Genomic DNA, 22,446 nt, shown 5'->3' with positions numbered 1-22,446 from the left:
CCGCAACAGCGCTCGCAGTTTGCGAGCGCTTTTGCTTTAATGTCCTTTCATTATTTATCAACTGGAATAGCAGTATGAAAAAATCTCTTTCACTGGCTGTTGCAGCTGCGCTATTTACTGTTTCTTGCGCAAGTGTGACCGAGCCTCAAACCAATTCCGCTCCAGTCGTTCAAAGTTACCAAACCGAGCAAGCGACGCATTCTCAGACAAACCCACATGAGCTCACGTTAGAGCAAATCATGGCGCATCCTGATTGGATTGGGAATGCTCCAGAGAATCCATTTTGGTCTTTCAACGGTGAAATGGTGCTGTACACGCAAAAAGAGCAGGGTAGCCCTGTTCGTCGTTTACAGCATATTGGTTTGAACGAATCACACCACCATATGACGGTGCCTTTAGCGCACCTTCATCGACATGCTCATGCGAACGCTGTATACAACAGCGAAAGAACGCTAGCTGCTTATACTTTTGAGGGAAATGTATTTGTTTACGATTTGGAAAACCAAACGTATAACCAACTTACACAGGATCGCGCCCGCAAGACCGACGTACAATTTTTAAATAATGGCCAGATTGCGTTTCGTTCAGGAAATGAGTTTTACACGCTAGATCCTGTAACGGGTCAACAACGTTTACTAGTTTCTTTTGTTACTCAAGACAAACCCGTTGCAGTGAGTGAGCCTAGTGATTACTTAGCACGTGAAGAGCTTGATTTAATCGAATATAACCGAGTTCAGCGACAAGAGCGTCAACAACGTGCTGACTATCAAAACGATTTGGTGGCTGAAAATAGCATGACAGCGCCAGAACCTATTTATTTGGGTAGTGGTGTTCAAATTGCAGAGGTTAGCCTAGCGCCAAGTGGTGATCGTTTAATTATTGCGACTGAAAAACCACAAGGGTGGCGTGGTGAAGGCGATTTAATGCCACGCTACGTAACCGAGTCTGGACGTATTGAAATGCAGAATGTACGTCGTCGAGTGGCGGATGCGAAGCCTTCTCATCATGACCTACACTGGGTTGACCTTAATACAGGTGAAGTTCAGCCACTAAGCTATGAAACACTTCCGGGCTTCGATGAAGATGTTTTACAAGCAGTTCGTGAAGAGAACTACGCGGCACGAGGCGAAGTTTATGAAAGCGAACGCAAACCAAGAAATATCGAAGTATTACCAGGTTGGGCGGCAGGCCAGGACAACATTGAGTGGACTGCAAACGGTGAGCAAGTAGCGGTATTGCTGCGTAGCTGGGATAACAAAGACCGTTGGATTGCTACTGTAAACTTCGAAAGTAGCGAATTGGTATCTGAGCATCGTTTACATGATGAAGCATGGACCAATAATCGCGCTTTTAATGACCTAGGTTGGTTAGATGACGGTGAAACGCTTTGGTACAGCTCTGAAGAGTCTGGCTATGGTCATTTGTATCGTAAAGACATGGCGAGTGGTGATGTAACGGCGCTTACTTCAGGCAGCTTTATTGTGGACGAAGTTGTATTGAGTGAAAATGAAGACTACTTCTATTTCCATGCGAATAAGCCTCATCCTGGTGTGTATGAAATCTATCGTGTTTCTGTGAATGGGGGAGATTTAGAGCAACTTACTAACCTCGGTGGTATTAGTACCTTTGTGCTGAGTCCAGACGAGTCACAACTGCTTATTTCTAACTCCCAAGCGACGCGTCCAACCGAGCTTTTTGTTCAGGACAACAGTGTTGGTGCGCAGGCACGACAAATTACCGAGACTGTATCTGAAGATTTCGCAGAAATCGCATGGCAAGCGCCTGAAATCGTTGCTGTACCATCAAGTCATGGCGAGCATCCTATTTATAGCCGCGTTTACTACCCAGACAACTTTGATGCTGAAAAAGCAGAACAATATCCAGCAGTGGTGTTTATTCACGGTGCCGGTTATTTACAAAACGCTCATGCTGGCTGGTCTAACTATTTCCGCGAATACATGTTCCATAACCTTTTAACTCAAAAGGGTTATGTGGTTCTTGACCTCGATTACCGTGGGTCACGTGGTTATGGCAGAGATTGGCGTACAGCAATATATCGCCAAATGGGTACGCCAGAAGTAGAAGACTTGGTTGATGTAGTGAACTACATGAGCGCAGAGCTTAACGTAGACGCTGAGCGCGTAGGTACTTATGGTGGCTCTTACGGCGGTTTCTTAACTTTGATGGCGTTGTTTAAAGAACCTGGCGTGTTCCAAGCAGGGGCGGCGTTACGGTTAGTTTCTGACTGGGCTACGTATAACACAGGCTATACGTCGAATATTTTGAACTTACCGCAAGAAGATACGATCGCTTATCGTCGTAGTTCTCCTATTTACTTTGCTGAAGGCTTGGAAGACTCGCTTCTGATTAGCGCTCCAATGGTCGACGATAACGTGTTTTTCCAAGACTCCGTGCGACTTGTTCAACGTCTTATTGAGCTTGAGAAACAAGACTTTGAAACGGCTATCTTCCCTGTAGAGCCCCATGGGTTTGTTCAGCCATCAAGCTGGTTGAATCAATACAGAAGAATTTTGAAGCTGTTCGAAGACAACCTTCATGAGACTGACTAAGTACTAGAGATAATTAAGTGATAAGCGCCCTTTGTGTTTCGCAAAGGGCGTTTTTTTACGTCTATTTCTTTAATATGCGAGAGGCCGTATTGCGTAATAACGGAACGGCTAATGCACCGCCCATAGAACCGCCAATATGCGACCAATAAGCGATAGTAGCTCCGTCTAGCCACTCTACAGGAGTGCCTGCGCTATATAAGTCCCAAATAAGTTTTATAATTAATAACGCCAACAAAGCGGCACCAAATTTAGGCTCATTCTTTAACGTGTTTACAGCGCAATAGACGTAAATACCGTAAGCCACACCAGAAAACCCAACAAATGTTTGATCAGCGCCCATAAGCAGTGGAAACGCGCTAGCGAACAAACCCGCAATAACGACCACATTTAAAAGTAATCTGTTTGATAGGTATTGTTTGAAGGCGAAGTTCAGTAGCAAAATTGCCGCAACATTAAATAGAAGATGTTTGCCATTAAGATGAACAAGGTGGGTAGTGAGCAGACGCCAGGGTTGCGAACTTGTTTCAGCTTCGTTGATCACAAGAAAGTCGTTCCATGCACTGTTAAAGAACAAAAGTGTGCAAATTAGGCTAATAGACAGTGCCGTGAGATAGGACTTTAGATAGAGCATACTGATTTCCTTGCTTTATTGTTCTTGTTGTAAGGGCAGTATGATAAAGTTTTGTCCTTGTTAAAATCAAAATTATTGTTGCTATGCGCGTTTCTCTTTATATCTTAATTGCATTCTCTTTGTTGGCTTGTAGCGAGCCACAAACATCAACAGAACCAAGTTCTGCCGACCCTGAAGCGGCCACCGGCTTCATTGAGCATGGTGTTGTTGTCGCTGATAACTATATGGTCGTTGCGGCAAATCCTCATGCCGCAGAAGCTGGGGCGAATATTTTGTCTGCAGGGGGCAGTGCTATTGATGCTGCGGTAGCGGTACAAGCTATGCTTACGTTAGTTGAACCTCAGTCCTCGGGTATTGGTGGTGGTGCATTTATGCTTTATTACCACGCCGAGGAACAAAAACTGTATGCGCTGGACGCGCGTGAAACCGCTCCATCTGAAGCTACACCTGAATTATTCCTGAATGAAAATGGTGAGCCACCAAGTTGGATAGACGCAGTTGTTGGAGGTCGCTCTGTTGGTGCTCCCGGCGTTGTTCGAGGATTAGAAATGGCGCATCAAAGCTTTGGAGCGTTGCCATGGAATACTTTGTTTGAAGATGCAATTGAGCTTGCTGAACAAGGGTTTGAGGTTTCTCCACGGTTAGCAAAACTAGTCGCCATGGAAATGAATCCTGGACTTAAGCGTATGCCGGTAGCTGCAGATTACTTTTATCCTAACGGAGTGCCGTTAGCTGAAGGCGATTTACTGATCAATCAAGCGCTCGCAAATTCGCTCTCGCTTATCGCTGAGCAGGGCGCAGATGGCTTTTATACTGGAGAATTAGCAGAAGAAATTGTCCATGCGGTGCAAAACTCCCCAATCGCGCCTGGTTTATTAAACTTAAGTGATCTAGCGAATTATCAAGCTAAGTGGCGCGAGCCGGTTTGTGGACCTTATCGTGAGTATCAGGTATGCAGCATGGGTTTACCGAGTTCAGGTGGTATTACCATGCTGCAAACATTGGGTATGTTGAACACGTTCGACATGGGGGCAATGGACATTGAAGAAGGTCTTCATTATTTCACGCAAGCATCTCGTTTAGCGTTTGCGGACCGTAATCTATATTTAGCTGATGGTGACTTTGTCGATGTGCCTGTTGAGGGAATGTTGAATGCGGAGTACCTTGAACAACGTGCGCAACTCATTGGTGATTCGGATATCGGTAAAGCACAACCAGGCACACCTGTTGATGCTCCAGTTTACGCCAACGCAGTAATGATGGAGCAACCAAACACCTCGCACTTTTCGATTGTCGATGCAGCGGGTAATGTCGTGTCGATGACCACCAGTATTGAGATGGGGTTTGGTTCTACGGTTATGGCGGGTGGTTTTCTATTGAATAACCAATTAACTGACTTTTCTATTGTTCCTGAACGTAACGGGGTGCCGGTAGCAAATAGAGTGGAAGCCGGAAAGCGACCACGTAGCTCTATGACGCCTGTAATCATGTTCGGAGTGGATCAACAACCTGTTTATGCTCTAGGCTCTCCAGGTGGGCAACGTATTATCAACTACGTCACACAAGTTATTTTGGGTTTATCCGATTGGGATAAATCACTACAACAAGCCATTGAAATGCCGCACATTACGAACCTTAATGGTTCGACCGCCGTTGAAGAAGACCTAGCGCCACAAAGTTGGCTGAGAGCGTTGCAAGAGCGGGGACATGATGTCCAAGTTCGCGGTTTAAATAGTGGTATACATGGTATATATCTGCGACCTGATCAACGCTTGGAAAGCGGTGTTGATCCTCGTAGAGAGGGTAAGGCTATTGGATTATGAGATTCATCTATATTTTAATTTTAGTGCTTAGTTTGGCTGCTTGTGACACGGCTACCCAAATAAGTAAAAGAGGCCCTCATGAAGTGGCGATTGCTTACTTTGAAGCTTTGTATAACGAGAGAGACCTAGAAAAAGTGATGGAGCTTTCTAGTTTGCGTAATCGTGAACTGGTCGAGCACTACGGAAACACAGTAAGTATTGGTCGCTACATGTACAACATGAGTTTCGACCAAGTAGATATAACCGCAGAGCGTCCAACCGGTATTGTATATATGAATCGTGACAATACAGTTCGTTTGCAAGTCGCATTTACGGGGTATAACGGAACGGACCGATACGATGAAGTACGCGAAGTCGTGATGATCGACCAAGAAGGTGAGTGGCGACTAGAACGCGTACTTGATTCGCCGTATTAGTCTTATTGTTTTAATGTTTCTTGGTAAGGCGGCCAGCCCAATGGTTTGCCTGCCAATAAGTGCACATGAATGTGATACACCGTTTGTCCACCATGCTCATTACAGTTCATCACTGTTCGGTAGCCATCTTCCGCGAAACCTTGCTCTCTAGCTATTTGACCAGCAACCCAATATAAATGACCCACAACTTCTTTGTGTTGCTCAGAAATATCATTCACCGTAGCAATAGGTTCTTTCGGAATAATCAATAAGTGTGTCGGCGCTTGCGGATTAATATCTTTAAATGCCAAGGAAAGCTCGTCTTCGTAAACGATATCCGCGGGAATTTCACGATTAATAATTTTGGTAAAAAGAGTGTCTTGACTCATAAAAGGCTCGCCTAGTCCGATGGGTGAAAGAGCCTTCATACTAAGAAGATTGTTCTATGATCTCAAGGTAGAAAAACATGCTTGGGAATAAATACGAAAAGGCGCTCTTAATTGAGCGCCATTTGTGCGGTATAAGTACCTTTTTCTACACTTCGAAAATGACTTTCTATTTCTGGGTGTTGTATGTCTGAATGTTTGTATTCAGCAACTAAACTTTGTTCTGCGACATAAGTTTGTATCGTCGAGTTGCTTACCAATATGTGATACCAAGGCTGTTCCGTGTCTGGACGGGTATGCGCCATACGGTTGTACCATTCCTCAGAGAGTGAAAACTTAGGATCAGCGTCAATGATTACTCCACGGTACCCATAAAGGCTGTGCGTCACTACTTGGCCAATTGCAAATTTGGCTCGCACCATAATGCTCTCCTTTCGTCATTTTCCTGTGCAATTTTTGTATCGGCTTTACTTGAGAGTTCTTGACCTCTTTTCGCATTTAATTGAAATTTTGACAGCAGCAACTTAGCTTCGATATAACTAGAACACAGAAAAGCTTTATAAGCGGTTCTCTTTCCGTGAAGTGATCGGGGGTAACGATGATTACACAAGACGATAATAGAGACTTCCGTCGGATGCAGGTCGAAGTGCCTATCGAAATTACGCTGCTGCATGAAGACGGTGAGCCTGTAGTTCAGGGCATTTGTAGAGACTTAAGTGCCACCGGTTTAGCGTTTGCTACTAAAACCGAAATTGAGAAGGGTGCTGAGGTGATTGTGATTATATCAGCAGGGGGGCAACTGCCGCCATTAACGGCCAAAATTAGTGTCGTTCGAAGTGATTACGACAATGAAACAGAGTTCTTTGAACTCGGTGGACAAATTATCGAGATATTATAAAAAAGCCCCACAAAATATTTGTAGGGCTTCGTGAGGTGTTATTTCACCTGCATTCCTGGTTCAGCACCTTCATGTGGATTCATAATGTATAAATCCTTACCGCCCGGGCCTGCCGCTAATACCATTCCTTCAGACAATCCAAAACGCATTTTACGCGGTTTAAGGTTAGCAACCATCACGGTATGTTGACCGATTAAATCTTCCGGAGAGTACGCAGCTTTAATTCCAGCAAACACCTGTCTGGTGTTTGTGTCGCCGATATCCAAAGTAAGCTTAAGTAGCTTGTCTGCACCTTCTACGTGCTCTGCATTTACAATTTTTGCAACGCGAAGGTCTACTTTAGCAAAGTCGTCAAACTCGATTTCAGGTGCGATAGGGTCTTTCAAGGTTTTCTTCTCCTCTGCTTTTGGCGTTGCAGACTTCGAGGCTTCAAGCATTGCATCAACGTTTTTCATATCGATACGCTGCATAAGCGCTTTAAATTTATTAATAGATTTCCCACGTAAGTCTTCCTGTATAGAGCTCCATGTAAACTCGTCGTTTAGGAACGATTCAGCCGACTTAGCAAGCTCTGGTACTACAGGCTTAAGGTAAATCATAAGAATGCGGAACAGGTGGATACCCATCGAGCAGATGTCTTGCACTTCTTGGCTTTTGGCCTCGTCTTTAGCTAATTGCCAAGGCTCTTTTACAGCGATGTATTCGTTGGCTCGGTCAGCAAGACGCATTATCTCGCGCATCGCTTTGCCGAAGTCTCTCGCCTCATAAGCATCAGCAATGAGCGTGGCTGCTTGTTGGAATTCCTCTAATAGGGCTGGCTCCGAAATGTTTTCTGACAATTTTCCGTCAAATTTCTTAGTAATAAAACCAGCACAACGGCTAGCAATGTTTACCACTTTTCCTACTAAGTCGGAGTTCACACGCTGAACAAAGTCACCTAAATTTAGGTCTAGGTCGTCAATGCGGCTACTAAGCTTTGCCGCGAAGTAATAACGCAGCGCTTCAGGGTCTAAGTGCTCTAAGAAAGTACGCGCCATAATGAACGTACCCTTAGACTTCGACATTTTCGTACCATTGACGGTAATAAAACCGTGAGCCCATACATTGGTAGGTTGTCTGAATTCTGCGCCTTTCAGCATGGCTGGCCAGAACAGGCTATGGAAATAGATGATGTCCTTGCCAATAAAATGGTAAACCTCTGCGTCGCTATCTTCTTTCCAGAACTGGTCAAAATCAACGTCATTAGTTTTAGTAAAGGCTTTGAAAGAACCCATGTAACCGATAGGAGCGTCTAGCCAAACATAAAAATATTTACCCGGAGCGTCTGGAATTTCGAATCCGAAATACGGAGCGTCGCGGCTAATGTCCCATTGCTGTAGACCTTGTTCGAACCATTCATTGAGCTTGTTGGCCATTTCTGGTTGTAATGAACCCGAGCGTGTCCACGACTTCAGCATGTCTTCAAACGCAGGTAAGTCAAAGAAATAATGCTCTGATTCTTTAATTATTGGGGTGGCGCCAGAAACAGCTGAGCGCGGCTGAATAAGATCTGTTGGGGCGTATGTTGCGCCACATACGTCGCAGTTATCACCGTACTGATCTTCTGCCTTACACTCGGGGCAAGTACCTTTAACGAATCGATCAGGCAAAAACATTTCCCGTTCAGGGTCGTATAATTGCTCAATGACGCGAGTTTGAATGTAACCGTTATCGCGTAGTCGTGTATATATAAGTTCAGCGAGCTCTTTGTTTTCATCGCTATGGGTTGAATGGTAGAAGTCGAATGAGACGCCGAATTCTTTAAAATCAGCCTGATGCGCAGCGTTCATTTCTGCAATCATTTCTTCAGGCGTTGTACCCAGCTCTCGAGCCTTTAGCATAATAGGGGTGCCATGGGCATCGTCTGCACAGACATAATGGCACGCGTGGCCTCTTAAGCGTTGAAATCGAACCCAAATGTCTGCTTGAATGTAACCTAGCAAGTGCCCAATATGAATAGGCCCGTTAGCGTATGGAAGTGCATTGGTTACTAATATGTTTCGTTTGCTATCCGTCATCGAGAGTCTCATTTATTCCTATTTGCACCGAATTAACTAGTCGAAGCATGGCAAATTGCTATGTTGTGTTTTAGTGCTACGTTGCGTATAAAATACAGCGTTTCTATCGCTTCACTTTCTTAAATTCAGCAACGTTTTTACAAGCGCTCCATAGTAGCTGAAAAAACAAGTTTTTTCATTACCCATAACATTGAAAATCAGTACAAAACATTTAGTGATGGCAATGTATATGTTGATTTCTTAAGCGCTTTATTTTGGAGATTTATGTCAGGTGAAATTTTAAACCGATGCCAGCAACTTCGTGGTGATTTATTCCCCGAAGGCTTTTACCCAGAATGGCTTAATGTTTCTGGTAATAATGTCACGCTTACATTGCCATTTCCCGCTATACCTCAGGCACAAAAGTTGGTTGAGGAAGAGCCGCAGTTGTCCACTTATCAGTGGCGCTACGAGGTTAAAACTGAAGCTTTACCCAGAGATAGTTCTAGAAAAGCCATTAGTGCGAAAAATATGATCGCTGTAGCGTCGGGCAAGGGTGGTGTAGGGAAAAGTGCAGTTACCCTAAACCTTGCTCTGGCACTTGCCGAAACTGGAGCGAGAGTAGGGGTTCTGGACGCCGATGTATTTGGGCCTTCTGTGCCAACCATGCTTGGTAATACGCAAACGAAGTTGGAGTTTACCGCACAGCAAAAAATGCTGCCGATAGAGCGGTATAACCTGCAAGTTAATTCGTTGGGTTACCTTGTTGAACCCGGTGATGCGACGGTGTGGCGAGGTCCAATGGCAAGTCGTGGTGTTGAGCAACTTTGTTTCGACACCCAATGGGGGAATTTAGATTACCTATTGGTAGACATGCCACCGGGCACGGGTGATATTCAACTGACTTTGTCACAAAAATTACCGGTGACAGGTGCGGTCATTGTCACTACGCCACAGGAAATAGCATTAGCCGACGCTAGAAAGGCTGTATCGATGTTTAGTAAGGTAGATGTACCAGTCGTAGGGCTCGTCGAAAATATGAGTTTTTATCAGTGTAATGGTTGTGGTGACAAAGACTATATTTTCGGTAAAAATGGCGGAGTTGAGCTAGCTCAACAAGTTCAAGCTCCGTTATTAGGCCAGTGGCCTTTAAATGGATTGTTGAGAGAGCAGTTTGATCTTGGCCGACCACTATTGGTCGAACAGCCAGAACACCCGTTGTGTCAGTATTATCGAGAGTCGGCGGCACGCCTCGTTGCGAACGCGTGGTATTTAACCTCGCCCCATGCTGCTCGTTAAAAATAAGGAAAAGCTTTAATGCGTTTAACCGACAGGCAAATTGTACGTTACTTAACAGAGGAGCGTATTTCTATTATTCCTCAGCCAGCGGAGAAGGATATTTCAGGTGTAACCGTAGATATCCATTTGGGGAATAGTTTTCGGGTGATTCAAGACCACGCGGCACCTTATATTGACCTAAGTGGCCCGCGTGAAGAAATAGATAAAGCTATTCAACATGTCATGAGTGACGAAATTATTTTAAAGGACGATGAACCGTTCTTTATTCACCCTGGTGAGTTTGCGTTAGCGGTAACGCACGAGTCGGTGACCTTGCCAGCTGATTTAGTCGGTTGGTTAGACGGTCGCTCGTCATTGGCCCGTTTAGGTTTGATGGTGCACGTTACGGCACACCGAATTGATCCAGGCTGGTCAGGACAAATTGTCCTCGAGTTTTATAATGGTGGAAAATTACCTTTGGCGTTACGGCCGATGATGAAAATAGGCGCTCTTAGCTTTGAAATGTTAAGCGAGCCTTGCGAGAAGCCCTATAGTAAAAGGGTGGATGCGAAGTACAAAGACCAACGCGGTGCAACAGCGAGCCGTATTGGTGGTGACGATAAGTAATCAAACTTCTAAAGAAAAAGGCTTCCTGAATTTACTCAGGAAGCCTTTTTTAATCTTTCAAGTAGCTTTGTTTAGCGCAGAGGTCTTGCGTGTGCTGAAGCTCTAAAAATAGCATTTGCAAACAGCACATTTAAGCCATCAACGTAAGCGCGGTAGTTCGGCTCTTGCGTAAAGCTAATAACCATTCCACGCCCTGTAGGCTCAACCATAACAAGCGGTTTAAATGGGATTTGCTCTTTGTTTTCCTGCCATAGGTAGCCACTTGCCAGTACGTCTTTCTGCTCCGCAAAGCTAACCACATTTCTACCGTTATTAATGCGAAGAGGGCGATAAATATCTCCGCCAATGAACATACTGTTCACCGTTTCAGGTACGCCTGCACTCAGCCAATGCTCTTGGTCTACGTTAGCGCGAACGATTACGCCAGAGACCCAGTCAGGATTTGCGTTAGGGTTGCGAATGTAACGTTGATGTTCGTCGGTATCTTCAATAATGGCACCGTCAACAGTACTCCCGTCTGCAGTTGGCTCAATATCCTCAGTTTGCGCTTTATTCTCGAGCACTGAAGAGAGCAGCGGTTGTTCTCCGCCCGTGGCAAATCTAGTTGCATTACCTAAGGTGAGTAATACGCCCCCTTGTTGAACCCAATCGCGAAGGTTTTCACGCCCAGAGTTTCCTAAGGCTTGCTCATAACCACGCCATGTACTTGGTAAAATAATCAGTTGGTAGTTAGCAAGATTAGCAGAACGCATTTGTTCTGAGCGAATTGCAGTAACTGGGTAATTAAACTCACGCTCAATAATAAATCGCGTAGAACCTGCACTTAATACATTTGTGGGCTCGTCCCATAGCAACGCAATATTAGGTGCATGATGAGTTTGCATATTCGCAGAACCAGTGTTCGGCCCAGACTGTGTCCAACTGGAATCCATCGGCTCAATGGTAGCTCCGGAGCTACGTGCTATATCCGCAAGAGTTTCTTCTAAATTGTCACCGTTGTCAGCTCTTGGAATAACTACGCTGCCGGCTGGGTAGGTTTTACCATCACGGGTCGTAAAGCTTAGGTCACTGCTTCGCACTTCTAGACCTTCGCGAAGTGCAGCTGTAAGGAAACGCACGCCGTTCATGTCACCCCAAGATACAACATAACCAAAACCGTCTGTTGTGGCGGTCAGTTGCCCTGGTGCAATTCTTCCTTGTTCCACGGCTACACTTTCTACTCTTGGAACTCGGTTGCAACTGTCTACTTCAAGGTTAAAGAGCAACGGTAAAGACCATGCTGTAACGTCATAAATTTGGTCTGGCAAGTTATTGGCCCGCAGCCTTTCTTGTTCTTGCAAGAAGTCTTCGGCCATGGGAACGTGGTCGTCTAAAAGGGTGCGAATCAGTCGGTAACTAGGCTGTCCCGCATCAACCATATAAGCGCCAGCTTCATAACGCTCACCACAAGCTCGGAAGCTCTCTGTGACCTGTTGTACTTCTATTCCTTGCTCAACAAGCAAGCTCATTAATTTTTGGTGTCCCGCAGTGTCTCTATTGTGTGGGAAAATAAAGCTTCTCACGTTACCTTCGTTACCTGCCTCAATGGCTGTCTGACGATAATCGTAAAAACGCTGCAATAACTCTTCTCGCTTCTCACTTGCGGTTTCGATTGTGGCCATATAAGCGACAAAGTTTTGCTGTACGGTATTAGCATAAGTTTTTACGTCACCGTCCGAGGTGGTGAAGTGATGCCCACGTGCTGAGCCAACTTCATAAGTCATCGCTAAAGAGCCATGATAGAGCGGCCAGCTGGCTCCATACCCTGGATAAAACGCATCAAATATTTCACGGGTGAAATAATGAAAGCCGTATTGGTCGAACCTTTCCGCATTATGTTCACCAACCCAATTTAACCCTTCTCGTTGCGGCCCTGTAATAAACGGGTTGAACGGGCGTGCTTCTGGCGTGAAGTAGTAACCAAGATCTCCACCCATTTCATGTGAGTCCACGAAAATAAGGGGGTAAGATTGCAAGTGGGCTGCAATACGGCCTTGAGTTTCAGGTTGGGTTAGGGCTATCCAATCTCGGTTCATATCAAACAAATAATGGTTGGTGCGCCCATTCGGCCATGGTTCATTATGTTCAGCACTTATGCGGTCTGCGGAGGCCTCTAATCCGACAGTGGCATAGTAACGTGATACAAAACGGGCACGCCCGTCGGGGTTTTGCATCGGGTCAAAGTAAACGATGGTATTGTCGAGTAGTGCTTGCGTGCTTTCACTTTGGTCTGACAGCAAATGGTAAGCCGTAACCATAGCTGATTCGGCTGGAGAAATTTCGTTACCATGCACTGAACTTGCAATCCAAATACTAGACGGCAATTCATTCATTAAGTTCGCAGCTTCACGTTCCGAGGTGGCACGTGGGTCAGCGAGCTGACGCATTTTCGATTCAATATTTTGTAGCTCGCTAATATTACTTTCACTACTTATCGCTACAGAAATAAGAGGGCGACCTTCCCAGCTCCTGGCATATTCACGAACCACAACGCGTTCGGGATACTCACGCGCTAAGGTTTGAAAATATTGATAAATAGCTTCTGGAGAGGAAATTCTACTGCCTGCAGAGTAACCTAAGACCGACTCAATTGACGCAACGTCAGAACGTTCCGCTTCAGCGTCGAGCCATATGGGTGGTTGGTTGTACGCTTGCTCAAACTGAGAAGCACTCAATTGCGGTGCGTTTGCCAGAGACGCTATACCTAGTGACGTTAATGCAAGTGCGATTATATTCTTTTTCATGCAAGTCCTCGTTGCTCCGATAGCCAATGCACATTGGACGAATCGATAGATTGGTGAGCCGCAGCGATAGCTGAAAGTAAACTGCTTTGCTGATGTCTGTGGGGCGCTTCCTGGTCTCCTTCAACATCGGTAATCACAGGAATGTGAGTTATTGTTTTTCCGTGTTTCGATATCACTGCATCAATACTGTCAGGACCAATGATTTGCTCAACCCACTTCACCCGCTCATCGCAAGATAATTTTCCTGCGGGGCTATTTTCATCAACGAGGTTATCAACAAAAATGACTTTCGCTTGTGTTTGTGCGATTGCGTGTCGTATATCGTCGACTAATAGCGGTGGTACAACAGAAGTGAGCAGACTACCAGGGCCCAGAATAACAAGATCACTTGCTTGTATATGCTCTATAACCTCGGGTGTTGCGCTGACTGTTGGGCTTAAGTTCATTCGCTTTGGCATTTGGCATAACGCGTCGATACGAATTTCTCCGAAGCAGGTCATGTTTTGCTCTGTTTCTGCAACAAGGTCGGTTGGTTGCTCCGACATGGGCAGCACGCGGTTGTCGACTTTAAGTAACCTGCTGAGAAGTTGAATGCCGTCTATCGGTCTTGCTGAAAGCTCATCTAATGTATAAAGCAGGAGATTGCCAAAGTTGTGCCCAGATAAGTCCGAGTCTGTACTGAATCGGTAGTCAAGTAGATCGGAAGCTAACGGTTGCCGTGCTAACTGTGACAGGCAGTTACGTATGTCGCCCCAAGCTATGCACTGGTGGCTGTCGCGGAGTTTTCCAGTAGAACCGCCATTGTCGGTAGTTGTAACTACACCCACTAGGCGCCGTTTCATAAAGCTCAGTGTCGACATCAATCGACCTAAACCATGGCCGCCCCCAACCGCGGTAATTCGTGAAAGTTGGCTTAAATACTGGCTAGCTTGTGATTGCTCTGTAAGTGACACCACGAACGATGCCTCCGTATTATTATGTTCTTATACATCGACTATACCAATCGATGATTGGTCTCGCCAAGTATAGCTTATGTTAGAGCATGGCTATTAAAGGCAAACTTTGGCAAAATGCGCACTTCAATGTTCCAGAGGGGTAAGCATGCGCGACAGGTTAGTACGCCTTCTTTATTCTTTTATTTTCCTTTTGTATGTTCCCGTGGCTATTTTTAATATGTGGCGCCAAGGAGCAAACAACCCAGACTATCGTTCAAGATGGCGTGAACGGTTTGGTTATGTAACTCTATCTAAACATCGTCCGTATTTAATTCATTGTGCCTCAGTAGGTGAATTCATAGCTGCTAAGCCTTTGATTTCACGCTTAGTTGAGGAAAACACTCCAATATGGGTAACCTGTACTACGCCTACTGCCTCTGATCTTATCCAGTCAACGTTTGGCGAAAAGATAGAGCACTCTTATTTACCCACCGACTTACCTTGGGTTATGAAACGGTTTTTAAATCGCGTACAGCCTAAGCTGATTGTTCTTATGGAAACTGAAGTTTGGCCGAACCTCATTGCAAATGCTCAAAAGCGCTCGACGCCTGTCGCTTTGATTAATGCGCGAATGTCGGAGAGCTCATTTCGCGGTTATTCCAAAGTTAAAGGTATATTTGCACCAACTTGGAGCCAGTTGGACCTGTGTGCGGTACAAAATGAAAACTACGGTCAACGTTTTGAAGCTTTGGGTGTATTGAGTAGCCATATTCAAGTGCTCGGCAATTTAAAGTTCGACGTGTTTATTCCACCGCAAGTAGAGAAAGATATTGAAGCCCATAAAGCGCTATTAAACGAGCGACAAATTTTTATTGGCGGCAGCACCCACCAAGGCGAAGAAGAGATTTTGCTGAAGGCATTTACAAAGCTTTTAAAAACAAAACCTAAAGCGTTGCTTATACTGGCTCCACGGCACAAAGAACGTTTTGCCGAGGTTGCAGAGCTCATTAAAACTTGCCAACTTGAATGTGTAACCAGAACAAGTGGGCGCCCGGTAACAAACTCTACTCAAGTATTGTTAGTTGACTGCATGGGAGAGCTTTTGACGTGGTACGGCGTGTCTACGATTGCGTTCATTGGAGGCAGTCTTATTGAGCGTGGAGGTCATAATCCACTTGAGGCAATGACTTTTGGTGTACCGCTATTGTCCGGGCGTCATGTGTTTAACTTTGAAGAAGTCTACGCTCAGCTCGATCAACGACAAGCGATACGTTGGGTTTCTGACGAGAATTCATTACATGACACGCTACTCGGGCTATTAACAGCGCCTGAAACAGCCCGAACGATTGGCGAGCAAGCGAAGAGCTTGTTTGCATTGCATCGTGGCGCTACGGCAAGAACTCATGCCGCGCTTCACCAATGCGTTGGCAAGAAATAAACAGGTAACAGTGAATATGTTTGTTTATCATCACATTTTGTCGGAGCATCCCAATCTAGAGTCTCGCCATTTTTACCCTCATTTCTGGCAAGACGAGGACCTTGTTTTAGGCGCTTCCGGCGGTCGAAATACCGTTTATTTTATTTCTAGTTTGTTTGATGAAGACCAGCAATGGGTATTGCGGCATTATTATCGCGGTGGCTTACCCGGAAAATTAATTAAAGATCAGTTCCTATTTAGTGGCTACGAACGTACGCGTGCGGTGCGTGAATACCGTTTATTACAAGCTTTACGAGCGAAGGGTTTGCCTGTGCCGCGAGTAATTGCTGCACATGTTGCACGAGCGGGTGTTACTTATCGTTCCAACATTATTGTTGAGCGCGTGAAAGATAGCCAAGATGTGGGTCGTATTCTTTTAGAAAAAAACTTACCCGACACAGCGTGGGAAGCCATTGGCCGAATGATTGCCAGCTTTCATGAGGAAGGCTTAAGCCATGTAGATTTGAACTGCAAAAATATTTTATGGCAGAGCAGTAATGAGAAAGCGTGGCTTATCGACTTTGACCGCTGTGCTTTTAGAACACCCGATGCACAGTGGCAGCAAGCACAACTTGACCGTTTACTTCGCTCTTTTAACAAAGAATCGCAAATAGCTGCAAGTGAGAACAAGCCTTTCCACTTTAATGAGAAAAGCTGGCGGGCATTATTGAACGGTTACAAGGCATCGTAGGAAATAATGAAGAACACTTAATATAGCGGCGAGTCAGCCTCAGCTGTTTCGCTCTCTATGCTCTCTAAAATGTCTACAGGCCCCAAATTAATGATGCGATGCTCGCCTGGTGAAAGCTGCAGTGACTGTTTATACAAAGACGTGCCTTGGTGTTTTATTTCTAATACTTGTACGCCTGAGAGTAACCTTAAAGGCTGTTGCGGCTCTGTGTAGTCGGAAAGGGCTCCGAACAAAAGGTTATTCACATAAATATTGACTTGCTCTGGCGGATTCTCGGCACCAATGATTGCAACCGTAGGGCGCAAATCTGCGATGGGTGCGCGCTGTTCTGGCTCGGTGCTTACACATGCAACGAGTGAAAGTGGTATTAACGAAACGCCCACAACACGGATAAATGCCATGCGAAAAAGATTAAAAATATTTTTTTGCCCCGAAAACATGCTCGCTACCTGCCATTCATTATTGCTTTTGTATAGTATTGTACCGCTAAGGTAATTAGATTACAGGTACGGAATCGAAAATTAAATGACAAGATCAAACCTTCTCAAATTCATTGCGCCTTGGGTACTCGGCCTTGTCACGTTGTCGGCGTGCGCCCAGGTTACGGATTCCCGCCCTGATGTACACTCTGGTCAGCTTTACGACTTCTGTGTCGAAACAGGCAATGGGAATGTGCCCATTCAAGTTGAACTAGCGATTACGCAATCACAACGCGCTAGGGGTTTGATGTACAGAGAAAACGTTCCATTAGGTCAGGGCATGTTGTTCATATATGAACGCCCTCGAGTTTTAGGGTTCTGGATGTTAAATACGCTTGTTGCGCTGGATATCGCCTATATAAATAGCCAAAACCGTATAGTTCAGGTAGGGCACATGGAGCCATGCGAGAACAACTATTGTCCTGCGTTTGAGTCAGACGTTCCGGTTGCGCAAGCGCTAGAAATGGCTTCTGGAGAATTCGCACGACTGGGTATTCAGGTTGGAGCCACAGTTAGTCGAGGAGTATGTAATGACTAAATGGCGTTTCATTATAGTTGCTTCACTCTCCGCATTCCTTATGAGTTGTGCAAATACAAGCGACCAAACTCGGTCTACGGCTCAAACTATTCAGTCTGACAAGCGTTTATTCGCTTATAGCGAGTCTGAAATGAGCCGATACCTGCAACGAGGTGTTACCCATCAAAACCAAGTCGCAGCTCGTTTTGGGCAACCTCTCGGCATTAGCCAAAGTGGTGACTTTACGTATTGGAACTACTTAGACAGTCGGGTACCCAAAACGCGAGGAGAGGGCAAAGCTTCGCTAGCTACGCTAAATGTGGTGTTTAACCCTCAAGGTATTTTGGTTGACTACAACTTCCAGTCTCAAGAGATTCCTGATTAACACCATTCGAAATACATCATTTTAAATAGAGAAGCATGCATGAATATCGATGTTTGGATATACATCTTAGGTGGGCTTGCGCTCGTTACTAATTTTATTGCTTATCGCGCAGCGTCAGCAAACCGTTACCGTATTATTGCTGCGTTTGCGCTAGGGTTTCTGAGTGCTCATTTCTTCCTACAAGGTGCTCTTGCTGGTGGCATCGCCTTGGGTATTGGCAGTATTCGTAATATTGTTTCTTTAAGATATACCCAAAAGCCAGTGCTTTATATTTTTGTTCTGATCAACATTGGTTTCTGCTTGTGGGAATGGTTAGTACTGCAAAGTTCGGCAATTTTATTTATAGCCTATGCGTCAGCGCTTATTTTCACGGTTGGAACTATTGTTTTACAAAGCGCTACGAGAATTAGGCAGTGGTTTATATTAGCTGAGTCGTTAGGGCTTATTTATGCGGCTCTGGTAGGCAGTGTATTTGGTGTTCTATTTAATATTTCGAATTTAACAAGCATAGTGGTTACGCTTTGGCGTGATCATCAAAAAGCAAAACTAAATCATGGTTAAGCTATACTCAGATGAGTGATAAGCACTGTAAATAGGGGAAACATAATGAAACGTTCTTTGCTAGCAACTGCAATTTTATTGGGCGTTGTAGGTAACGCACAGGCGGAAACTCGTTCACTGAGTATGGGCGGGGCGGGTGTTGCCAATGGTAGCTACATTCAAGCAGGCTATTTGAACCCTGCGCTTATGGCACGATATGAAGATCGTGACCACATTGGAATCGTGTTTCCTTCTTTGAACCTTGAAGCAGCCGATCGTGACGACCTCATTGATAAAATTGATCAGTTCCAAAACGATTATGAGCAATTAGAGGTTGCGTTAAATGGCAATGATGCAGGTGCTATTCAAGCTGCCCGTTCTAACCTGGTGCAATCTTTTAGCGAGGTTGAAGGTAACGTTTCTGTAGGTGGTGGGGCGTATGCGAAATTAGCTATTCCTACAAGTTTTGTGTCTGCCGCAATTTATTTTAATACCGACTTAAATATCCTAACAGGGCCACGTTTGTCAGGTTCAGACATAAACTTGATTAATACGGCCACCGACATCGATGCTCTCGACCAATTAGAGAGCTCTGCATTAGTTTTAGGTAATGCAGTTTCGGATATAGGACTAGTGCTTGCCAAACGCTTTGAAGTTGGTGGAAACGAATTAGCTGTGGGTATTACGCCAAAGCTACAGCGTGTCGATACATTTGCTTATGCCGCAACAATTAATAGCTTCGACGAAGACGATTATGATGCCGAGTCGTATTCAACAGACGAAAGCGTGAGTAATGTGGATATCGGCGTTACTTACTCCAACAGTTCTTGGAGTATTGGCCTCGCGGCTCGTAATTTAATTGAACACGAGATTGATTCGGTTTCGTTTCAATTACCGAACTTTTTGAGTCCTCAATTCTTAACGTATGAATTTGCTCCAAGTGCCGTTTTAGGCTTTGGCTATAATGCGCGCTTCATGGCTCTATCGTTAGACGTAGACCTAACAGCGAATAACTATCTACAACTTAGCGACAGCAGCCAACAGCTATTATTTGGCGAGGCAGTAAAAACACAGTTCGTTCGTGCTGGTGTTGAGTTTGATGCGTTTAGAAATGCGCAGTTACGTTTAGGTATACGCCACGACCTTGAAGGAACATACGACGACGCTTTAACTGCTGGCTTAGGCTTGTCACCTTTTGGGCGAGTGCACTTGAACTTAACCGGTATATATACAGACGACAGTGACTTTGGTGCTGGTTTACAGCTTGCATTTACGTTCTAATGATCAAACTTGGAGTGTTCGGTAACGAACACTCCTACTTTTATCTCTAAGGAGTAGATTATGGACCCATTTACTATGGTAGCGATCATTGTTGTTGCTGCTATTTCTGCTGGCGCATATAAAACGCACCGCAACACTCGACACGACGGACAATTAGAAGACATGAATGGTTTGAAAGAAGAAGTTCAACACCTTAAAGAGCGTATCAAAACACTAGAAACGATTGTGACTGATCAAAGTTACCGGGTAAAAAGTGAGATAGATGGGTTGCGTGATCGTTAATCTTCACGCTTATCTACCACATCACCTTCGATAGTTTGACCATTACTCTGTGGGCGCTGTTGAAACTGCTTTCTTTGACGCCATAAATGGATAGGAATAAGCAGCCAACTTAACAATAAGAAAAAGACAAACAGCGCCAACCCTACGACCAACAAAACTCCCAGCATAAGCCAAGCAAATATACGGGCAAACACACCGCGTTGCTTCGCTTGGTTAAAGCGACTTTGCATATGCTCGAATTGTCTGCGAAAAAATGCTTTGTTCATAAGTTCCCTGAAACACATTGCTATGGTTTGAGTGTATCAGCTTATAAGTCGAGAGTGTGAGATTGAAATAATTGCTTACGGAAAGTTTAGAAAGGAAAATTGGTCGGCGTGAGAGGATTTGAACCTCCGACCCCTGACACCCCATGACAGTGCGCTACCAGGCTGCGCCACACGCCGACCGCAGAAAGGGTATCTTACGGATTAAAATGTGAATCGCAAGCGCTATTCACGAATAGCACTACAACAGATGAAAAATTGCGCAGTTAGTCAGGCTTCTCGGTAAATCTTTGTAAGGCTTTGAGTGCATCAATAACCGCAACCGGGCTTGGTTCTTCCTGCATTAACCTGTTTCCTTCGTGGTCATACACATTTACGTCGCCATTGGCATGAAGCAAGCTGGTTTTCTCGCTTTCAAAAATATAGATAGCTGGCGATATGCTGGTATAACGCGGGTAACTGCTACTTATACGCTGCAGGGGAATGCCGTTAGTAAAGGTGGCAAAGCTTTCTGCACATGAGAGATACTGGCTGAAGAAGCTCGCCAATAAGTCTTCGTGTTTAGTTAAAACTCTATCTTCCCTTGGTTCAATATTGGCGTACCAAAGAGGGGCACTGAGCCTGTCTGAAATTGAGTTCGATTGCGTTTCTGAGGGAGTTAAACCTGTAATGATAAGCTTGGTTTCAGGCTGTGTGGCTTGAAGCTCTTGAATAAGCTGTATGGTTGCGCGTATATCGTTTTCTGACGCGAAAATAACATTAATATGGCTAGTTGCTTCATTCGCGTTAGTTACGGTTTGAGCCACTGTTTGTAATTGTTCGGGTAGTAGCCTTGTTTCCCAGTTCTCGGTTTGCAGCCATGCGAAGCTGTAACCGTTGTTGGCTAGCGTTTCTTGGTAAGCAGGGCTAACACGATCACGGTTCACGGCAGACAACAACCGATCTGGCAGTCCATAAGATACTTGGAAAACCGCTGCTGCTAAATCAGGATGGGCAATATGATTACCCTGAAATGTACTTACTTCCAAGGAACTCTCGATAAGCATGCGAGAGGACAGCGAGATGTTATCAAAAGCAACTAAAACACTTCGTTGAGTTTGTGGCTTTCTGGCACAAAGCAAAGTTTGAATAGGGTAGCGCAACCTAATGTCTTGTTCTATTTCGAGTTCACTGCGTTGTGACTCGTAGGTAGACATGGATATCCAACCCTGTCGTGTCATCAACGATTTGGCGGTCGTTGGGTAAGATGCCGGGAATAAGTCGTCTTGTTGTGTGATTGGACGATAGAGCGTGGCGTCAGCCCATATATGCATGCTATGGCTAGCAAAAAAGCATACGATGAAAATGCCAGGCAAGGGTTTAAATGAACGCATTGCTTTCAAATCATCAAGCTTTTTCCAGGTGACATTCGCTAAAATTAACTCAACAAGCACAATAAGCAAGAACACCAAGATAAAGCCTAAGAGCAGAATAAAGCTGCCGCCCGTAAACCATTGCTCTGCGTCACTCGTAAGTTGCGTAAGCGCATTTGAATTCAGGTGAAAACTGTAGCTTTGAAAAAAGAGGGCGTCGATGAGTAGAATGAATATCGCCACAGAGGACAGCACTGTAGCTATAGCCCTTAAAAATCGCGAATAAGGGAAGAACAAACAGAACGGGAAAATGAAAATAATAAAGAAAACAAAAGGCAAAAACGCGAAATGACCAATCCAACTTACCAACAAATAAGTGGTTGCTAGGGCTCCATGGGCTGGCTCGGCGGAATCTAAATAAAGCGTACCAATTAACAAAGCAATAATGATGTTGCCCAGGGTAAACCAATGGCCCCAACTTATACTTCTTGCTATGCGATCTCGGTGCTGTTGTTTAGACATTCGCTCTCAACTTGTAATGTAATTTTAGTTTTGAGAAACAGACTGCTTCAGAATTGCCCCGAACTGTTCGGCTAATTGTGCTTTTCTTTGTGCTGAATTTTCTTGTTGAATAACGTGAGTAACCAGATTACCCAATGTCATGAGTGCGAGATCTCTAGGCACGCGTTCTTCTGTTAACGTATTCAAAAGATTCTCGAAAAGTTCTTCTTGTTGCTGTGCAGAATATTTTGATTGAACAGGCATGAGGTTCCTAGTCGCTCCGTGTTAGAATTGAAATGAGTTTAACACAAATTGA

23 protein-coding genes and 1 tRNA gene are annotated in these 22,446 nt (G+C 44.8%); 13 read left to right on the top strand and 11 right to left on the bottom strand.

The genetic code is table 11. The features are described from left to right. The first annotated feature begins 74 nt into the window (after positions 1–74). On the top strand, positions 75–2,570 hold the full coding sequence (locus tag EYQ95_RS03520) for a prolyl oligopeptidase family serine peptidase (RefSeq protein WP_111914088.1): 2,496 nt from the start codon (positions 75–77) through the stop codon (positions 2,568–2,570). A 61-nt stretch (positions 2,571–2,631) separates the two neighbouring features. On the opposite strand, the gene rrtA is transcribed toward EYQ95_RS03520, so the two are convergent. Then, a complete protein-coding gene (rrtA, locus tag EYQ95_RS03515) occupies positions 2,632–3,201 on the bottom strand; it encodes a rhombosortase (RefSeq protein WP_111914089.1) in 570 nt (189 codons plus the stop codon). A gap of 83 nt (positions 3,202–3,284) precedes the next feature. On the opposite strand from rrtA, the gene ggt reads away from it, so the two are divergent. Together ggt and EYQ95_RS03505 are read left to right on the top strand one after the other, a co-directional pair. After that, entirely contained in the window at positions 3,285–5,024 is a 1,740-nt protein-coding gene (gene ggt, locus EYQ95_RS03510; RefSeq protein ID WP_111914090.1) for a gamma-glutamyltransferase, read from the top strand. Next, complete coding sequence (locus EYQ95_RS03505; RefSeq protein WP_111914091.1) at positions 5,021–5,440, top strand: hypothetical protein; 420 nt, start codon at positions 5,021–5,023, stop codon at positions 5,438–5,440. Before ggt ends, EYQ95_RS03505 begins: the two co-directional genes overlap by 4 nt. A gap of 2 nt (positions 5,441–5,442) precedes the next feature. Here EYQ95_RS03505 and EYQ95_RS03500 read toward each other — a convergent pair whose 3' ends face one another. Both EYQ95_RS03500 and hspQ read right to left on the bottom strand, forming a co-directional pair. Next, positions 5,443–5,808, bottom strand: a complete 366-nt coding sequence (locus tag EYQ95_RS03500; protein WP_111914092.1) for a histidine triad nucleotide-binding protein — start codon at positions 5,806–5,808, stop codon at positions 5,443–5,445. A gap of 107 nt (positions 5,809–5,915) precedes the next feature. Next, complete coding sequence (gene hspQ, locus EYQ95_RS03495; protein ID WP_111914093.1) at positions 5,916–6,227, bottom strand: heat shock protein HspQ; 312 nt, start codon at positions 6,225–6,227, stop codon at positions 5,916–5,918. 176 nt (positions 6,228–6,403) lie between these two features. On the opposite strand from hspQ, the gene EYQ95_RS03490 reads away from it, so the two are divergent. Beyond that, positions 6,404–6,703, top strand: a complete 300-nt coding sequence (locus tag EYQ95_RS03490; protein WP_111914094.1) for a PilZ domain-containing protein — start codon at positions 6,404–6,406, stop codon at positions 6,701–6,703. 38 nt (positions 6,704–6,741) lie between these two features. On the opposite strand, the gene metG is transcribed toward EYQ95_RS03490, so the two are convergent. Then, positions 6,742–8,760, bottom strand: coding sequence for a methionine--tRNA ligase (gene metG, locus EYQ95_RS03485; RefSeq protein WP_111914095.1), 2,019 nt, complete (start codon positions 8,758–8,760; stop codon positions 6,742–6,744). Between the two features lie 264 nt (positions 8,761–9,024). On the opposite strand from metG, the gene apbC reads away from it, so the two are divergent. Together apbC and dcd are read left to right on the top strand one after the other, a co-directional pair. Then, a complete protein-coding gene (gene apbC, locus EYQ95_RS03480; RefSeq protein WP_111914096.1) occupies positions 9,025–10,038 on the top strand; it encodes an iron-sulfur cluster carrier protein ApbC in 1,014 nt (337 codons plus the stop codon). Between the two features lie 18 nt (positions 10,039–10,056). After that, on the top strand, positions 10,057–10,644 hold the full coding sequence (dcd, locus tag EYQ95_RS03475) for a dCTP deaminase (RefSeq protein WP_111914097.1): 588 nt from the start codon (positions 10,057–10,059) through the stop codon (positions 10,642–10,644). Positions 10,645–10,715: 71 nt separating this feature from the next. Here dcd and EYQ95_RS03470 read toward each other — a convergent pair whose 3' ends face one another. Together EYQ95_RS03470 and yvcK are read right to left on the bottom strand one after the other, a co-directional pair. Further along, positions 10,716–13,427 carry a M14 family zinc carboxypeptidase gene (locus tag EYQ95_RS03470; protein WP_207801071.1) on the bottom strand — a complete coding sequence of 904 codons (2,712 nt, stop codon included), beginning with the start codon at positions 13,425–13,427 and terminating at the stop codon, positions 10,716–10,718. Next, positions 13,424–14,383: a uridine diphosphate-N-acetylglucosamine-binding protein YvcK gene (gene yvcK / locus EYQ95_RS03465; protein ID WP_207916210.1), complete on the bottom strand. Its 960-nt coding sequence runs from the start codon at positions 14,381–14,383 to the stop codon at positions 13,424–13,426. Before yvcK ends, EYQ95_RS03470 begins: the two co-directional genes overlap by 4 nt. A 145-nt stretch (positions 14,384–14,528) precedes the next feature. On the opposite strand from yvcK, the gene waaA reads away from it, so the two are divergent. Continuing rightward, complete coding sequence (gene waaA / locus EYQ95_RS03460) at positions 14,529–15,800, top strand: lipid IV(A) 3-deoxy-D-manno-octulosonic acid transferase (protein ID WP_111914098.1); 1,272 nt, start codon at positions 14,529–14,531, stop codon at positions 15,798–15,800. Then, positions 15,766–16,530 (top strand): 3-deoxy-D-manno-octulosonic acid kinase, encoded by a 765-nt coding sequence (locus tag EYQ95_RS03455; RefSeq protein ID WP_111914099.1) that lies wholly within the window; start codon positions 15,766–15,768, stop codon positions 16,528–16,530. The genes waaA and EYQ95_RS03455 overlap by 35 nt, the downstream gene beginning before the upstream one ends. Positions 16,531–16,547: 17 nt before the next feature. Here the strand turns inward: EYQ95_RS03455 and EYQ95_RS03450 are convergent, their stop codons facing one another. After that, complete coding sequence (locus EYQ95_RS03450; RefSeq protein WP_111914100.1) at positions 16,548–16,970, bottom strand: hypothetical protein; 423 nt, start codon at positions 16,968–16,970, stop codon at positions 16,548–16,550. 85 nt (positions 16,971–17,055) lie between these two features. On the opposite strand from EYQ95_RS03450, the gene EYQ95_RS27135 reads away from it, so the two are divergent. The 5 genes from EYQ95_RS27135 to EYQ95_RS03425 are packed head-to-tail and all read left to right on the top strand — an operon-like array spanning position 17,056 to position 20,014. Further along, positions 17,056–17,547: a DUF192 domain-containing protein gene (locus EYQ95_RS27135; protein WP_111914101.1), complete on the top strand. Its 492-nt coding sequence runs from the start codon at positions 17,056–17,058 to the stop codon at positions 17,545–17,547. Beyond that, on the top strand, positions 17,540–17,911 hold the full coding sequence (locus EYQ95_RS03440; RefSeq protein ID WP_111914102.1) for a hypothetical protein: 372 nt from the start codon (positions 17,540–17,542) through the stop codon (positions 17,909–17,911). The genes EYQ95_RS27135 and EYQ95_RS03440 overlap by 8 nt, the downstream gene beginning before the upstream one ends. 39 nt (positions 17,912–17,950) lie before the next feature. After that, positions 17,951–18,472 carry a YgjV family protein gene (locus EYQ95_RS03435; protein ID WP_165831918.1) on the top strand — a complete coding sequence of 174 codons (522 nt, stop codon included), beginning with the start codon at positions 17,951–17,953 and terminating at the stop codon, positions 18,470–18,472. Positions 18,473–18,517: 45 nt separating this feature from the next. Continuing rightward, positions 18,518–19,732 (top strand): conjugal transfer protein TraF, encoded by a 1,215-nt coding sequence (traF, locus tag EYQ95_RS03430; RefSeq protein ID WP_111914103.1) that lies wholly within the window; start codon positions 18,518–18,520, stop codon positions 19,730–19,732. 60 nt (positions 19,733–19,792) lie between these two features. After that, positions 19,793–20,014: a hypothetical protein gene (locus EYQ95_RS03425; protein ID WP_111914104.1), complete on the top strand. Its 222-nt coding sequence runs from the start codon at positions 19,793–19,795 to the stop codon at positions 20,012–20,014. Here the strand turns inward: EYQ95_RS03425 and EYQ95_RS03420 are convergent. The 4 genes from EYQ95_RS03420 to EYQ95_RS03405 all read right to left on the bottom strand — a co-directional run bounded on the left by EYQ95_RS03420 (position 20,011) and on the right by EYQ95_RS03405 (position 22,394). After that, a complete protein-coding gene (locus EYQ95_RS03420) occupies positions 20,011–20,280 on the bottom strand; it encodes a hypothetical protein (RefSeq protein ID WP_111914105.1) in 270 nt (89 codons plus the stop codon). The two genes, EYQ95_RS03425 and EYQ95_RS03420, sit on opposite strands and share 4 nt — an antisense overlap. Before the next feature lie 100 nt (positions 20,281–20,380). Next, positions 20,381–20,457: transfer RNA gene (locus EYQ95_RS03415), tRNA-Pro, on the bottom strand. An 86-nt stretch (positions 20,458–20,543) separates the two neighbouring features. After that, positions 20,544–22,151 (bottom strand): DUF3413 domain-containing protein, encoded by a 1,608-nt coding sequence (locus EYQ95_RS03410; RefSeq protein ID WP_111914106.1) that lies wholly within the window; start codon positions 22,149–22,151, stop codon positions 20,544–20,546. 24 nt (positions 22,152–22,175) lie between these two features. Then, positions 22,176–22,394: a DUF1414 domain-containing protein gene (locus tag EYQ95_RS03405; RefSeq protein WP_111914107.1), complete on the bottom strand. Its 219-nt coding sequence runs from the start codon at positions 22,392–22,394 to the stop codon at positions 22,176–22,178. Between the last annotated feature and the right edge of the window lie 52 nt (positions 22,395–22,446).

It is taken from the genome of Lysobacter sp. N42 (assembly GCF_004344885.1).
The sequence above is the reverse complement of the archived record's forward strand: the minus strand, read 5'-3'. Positions and strand labels throughout refer to the sequence as shown.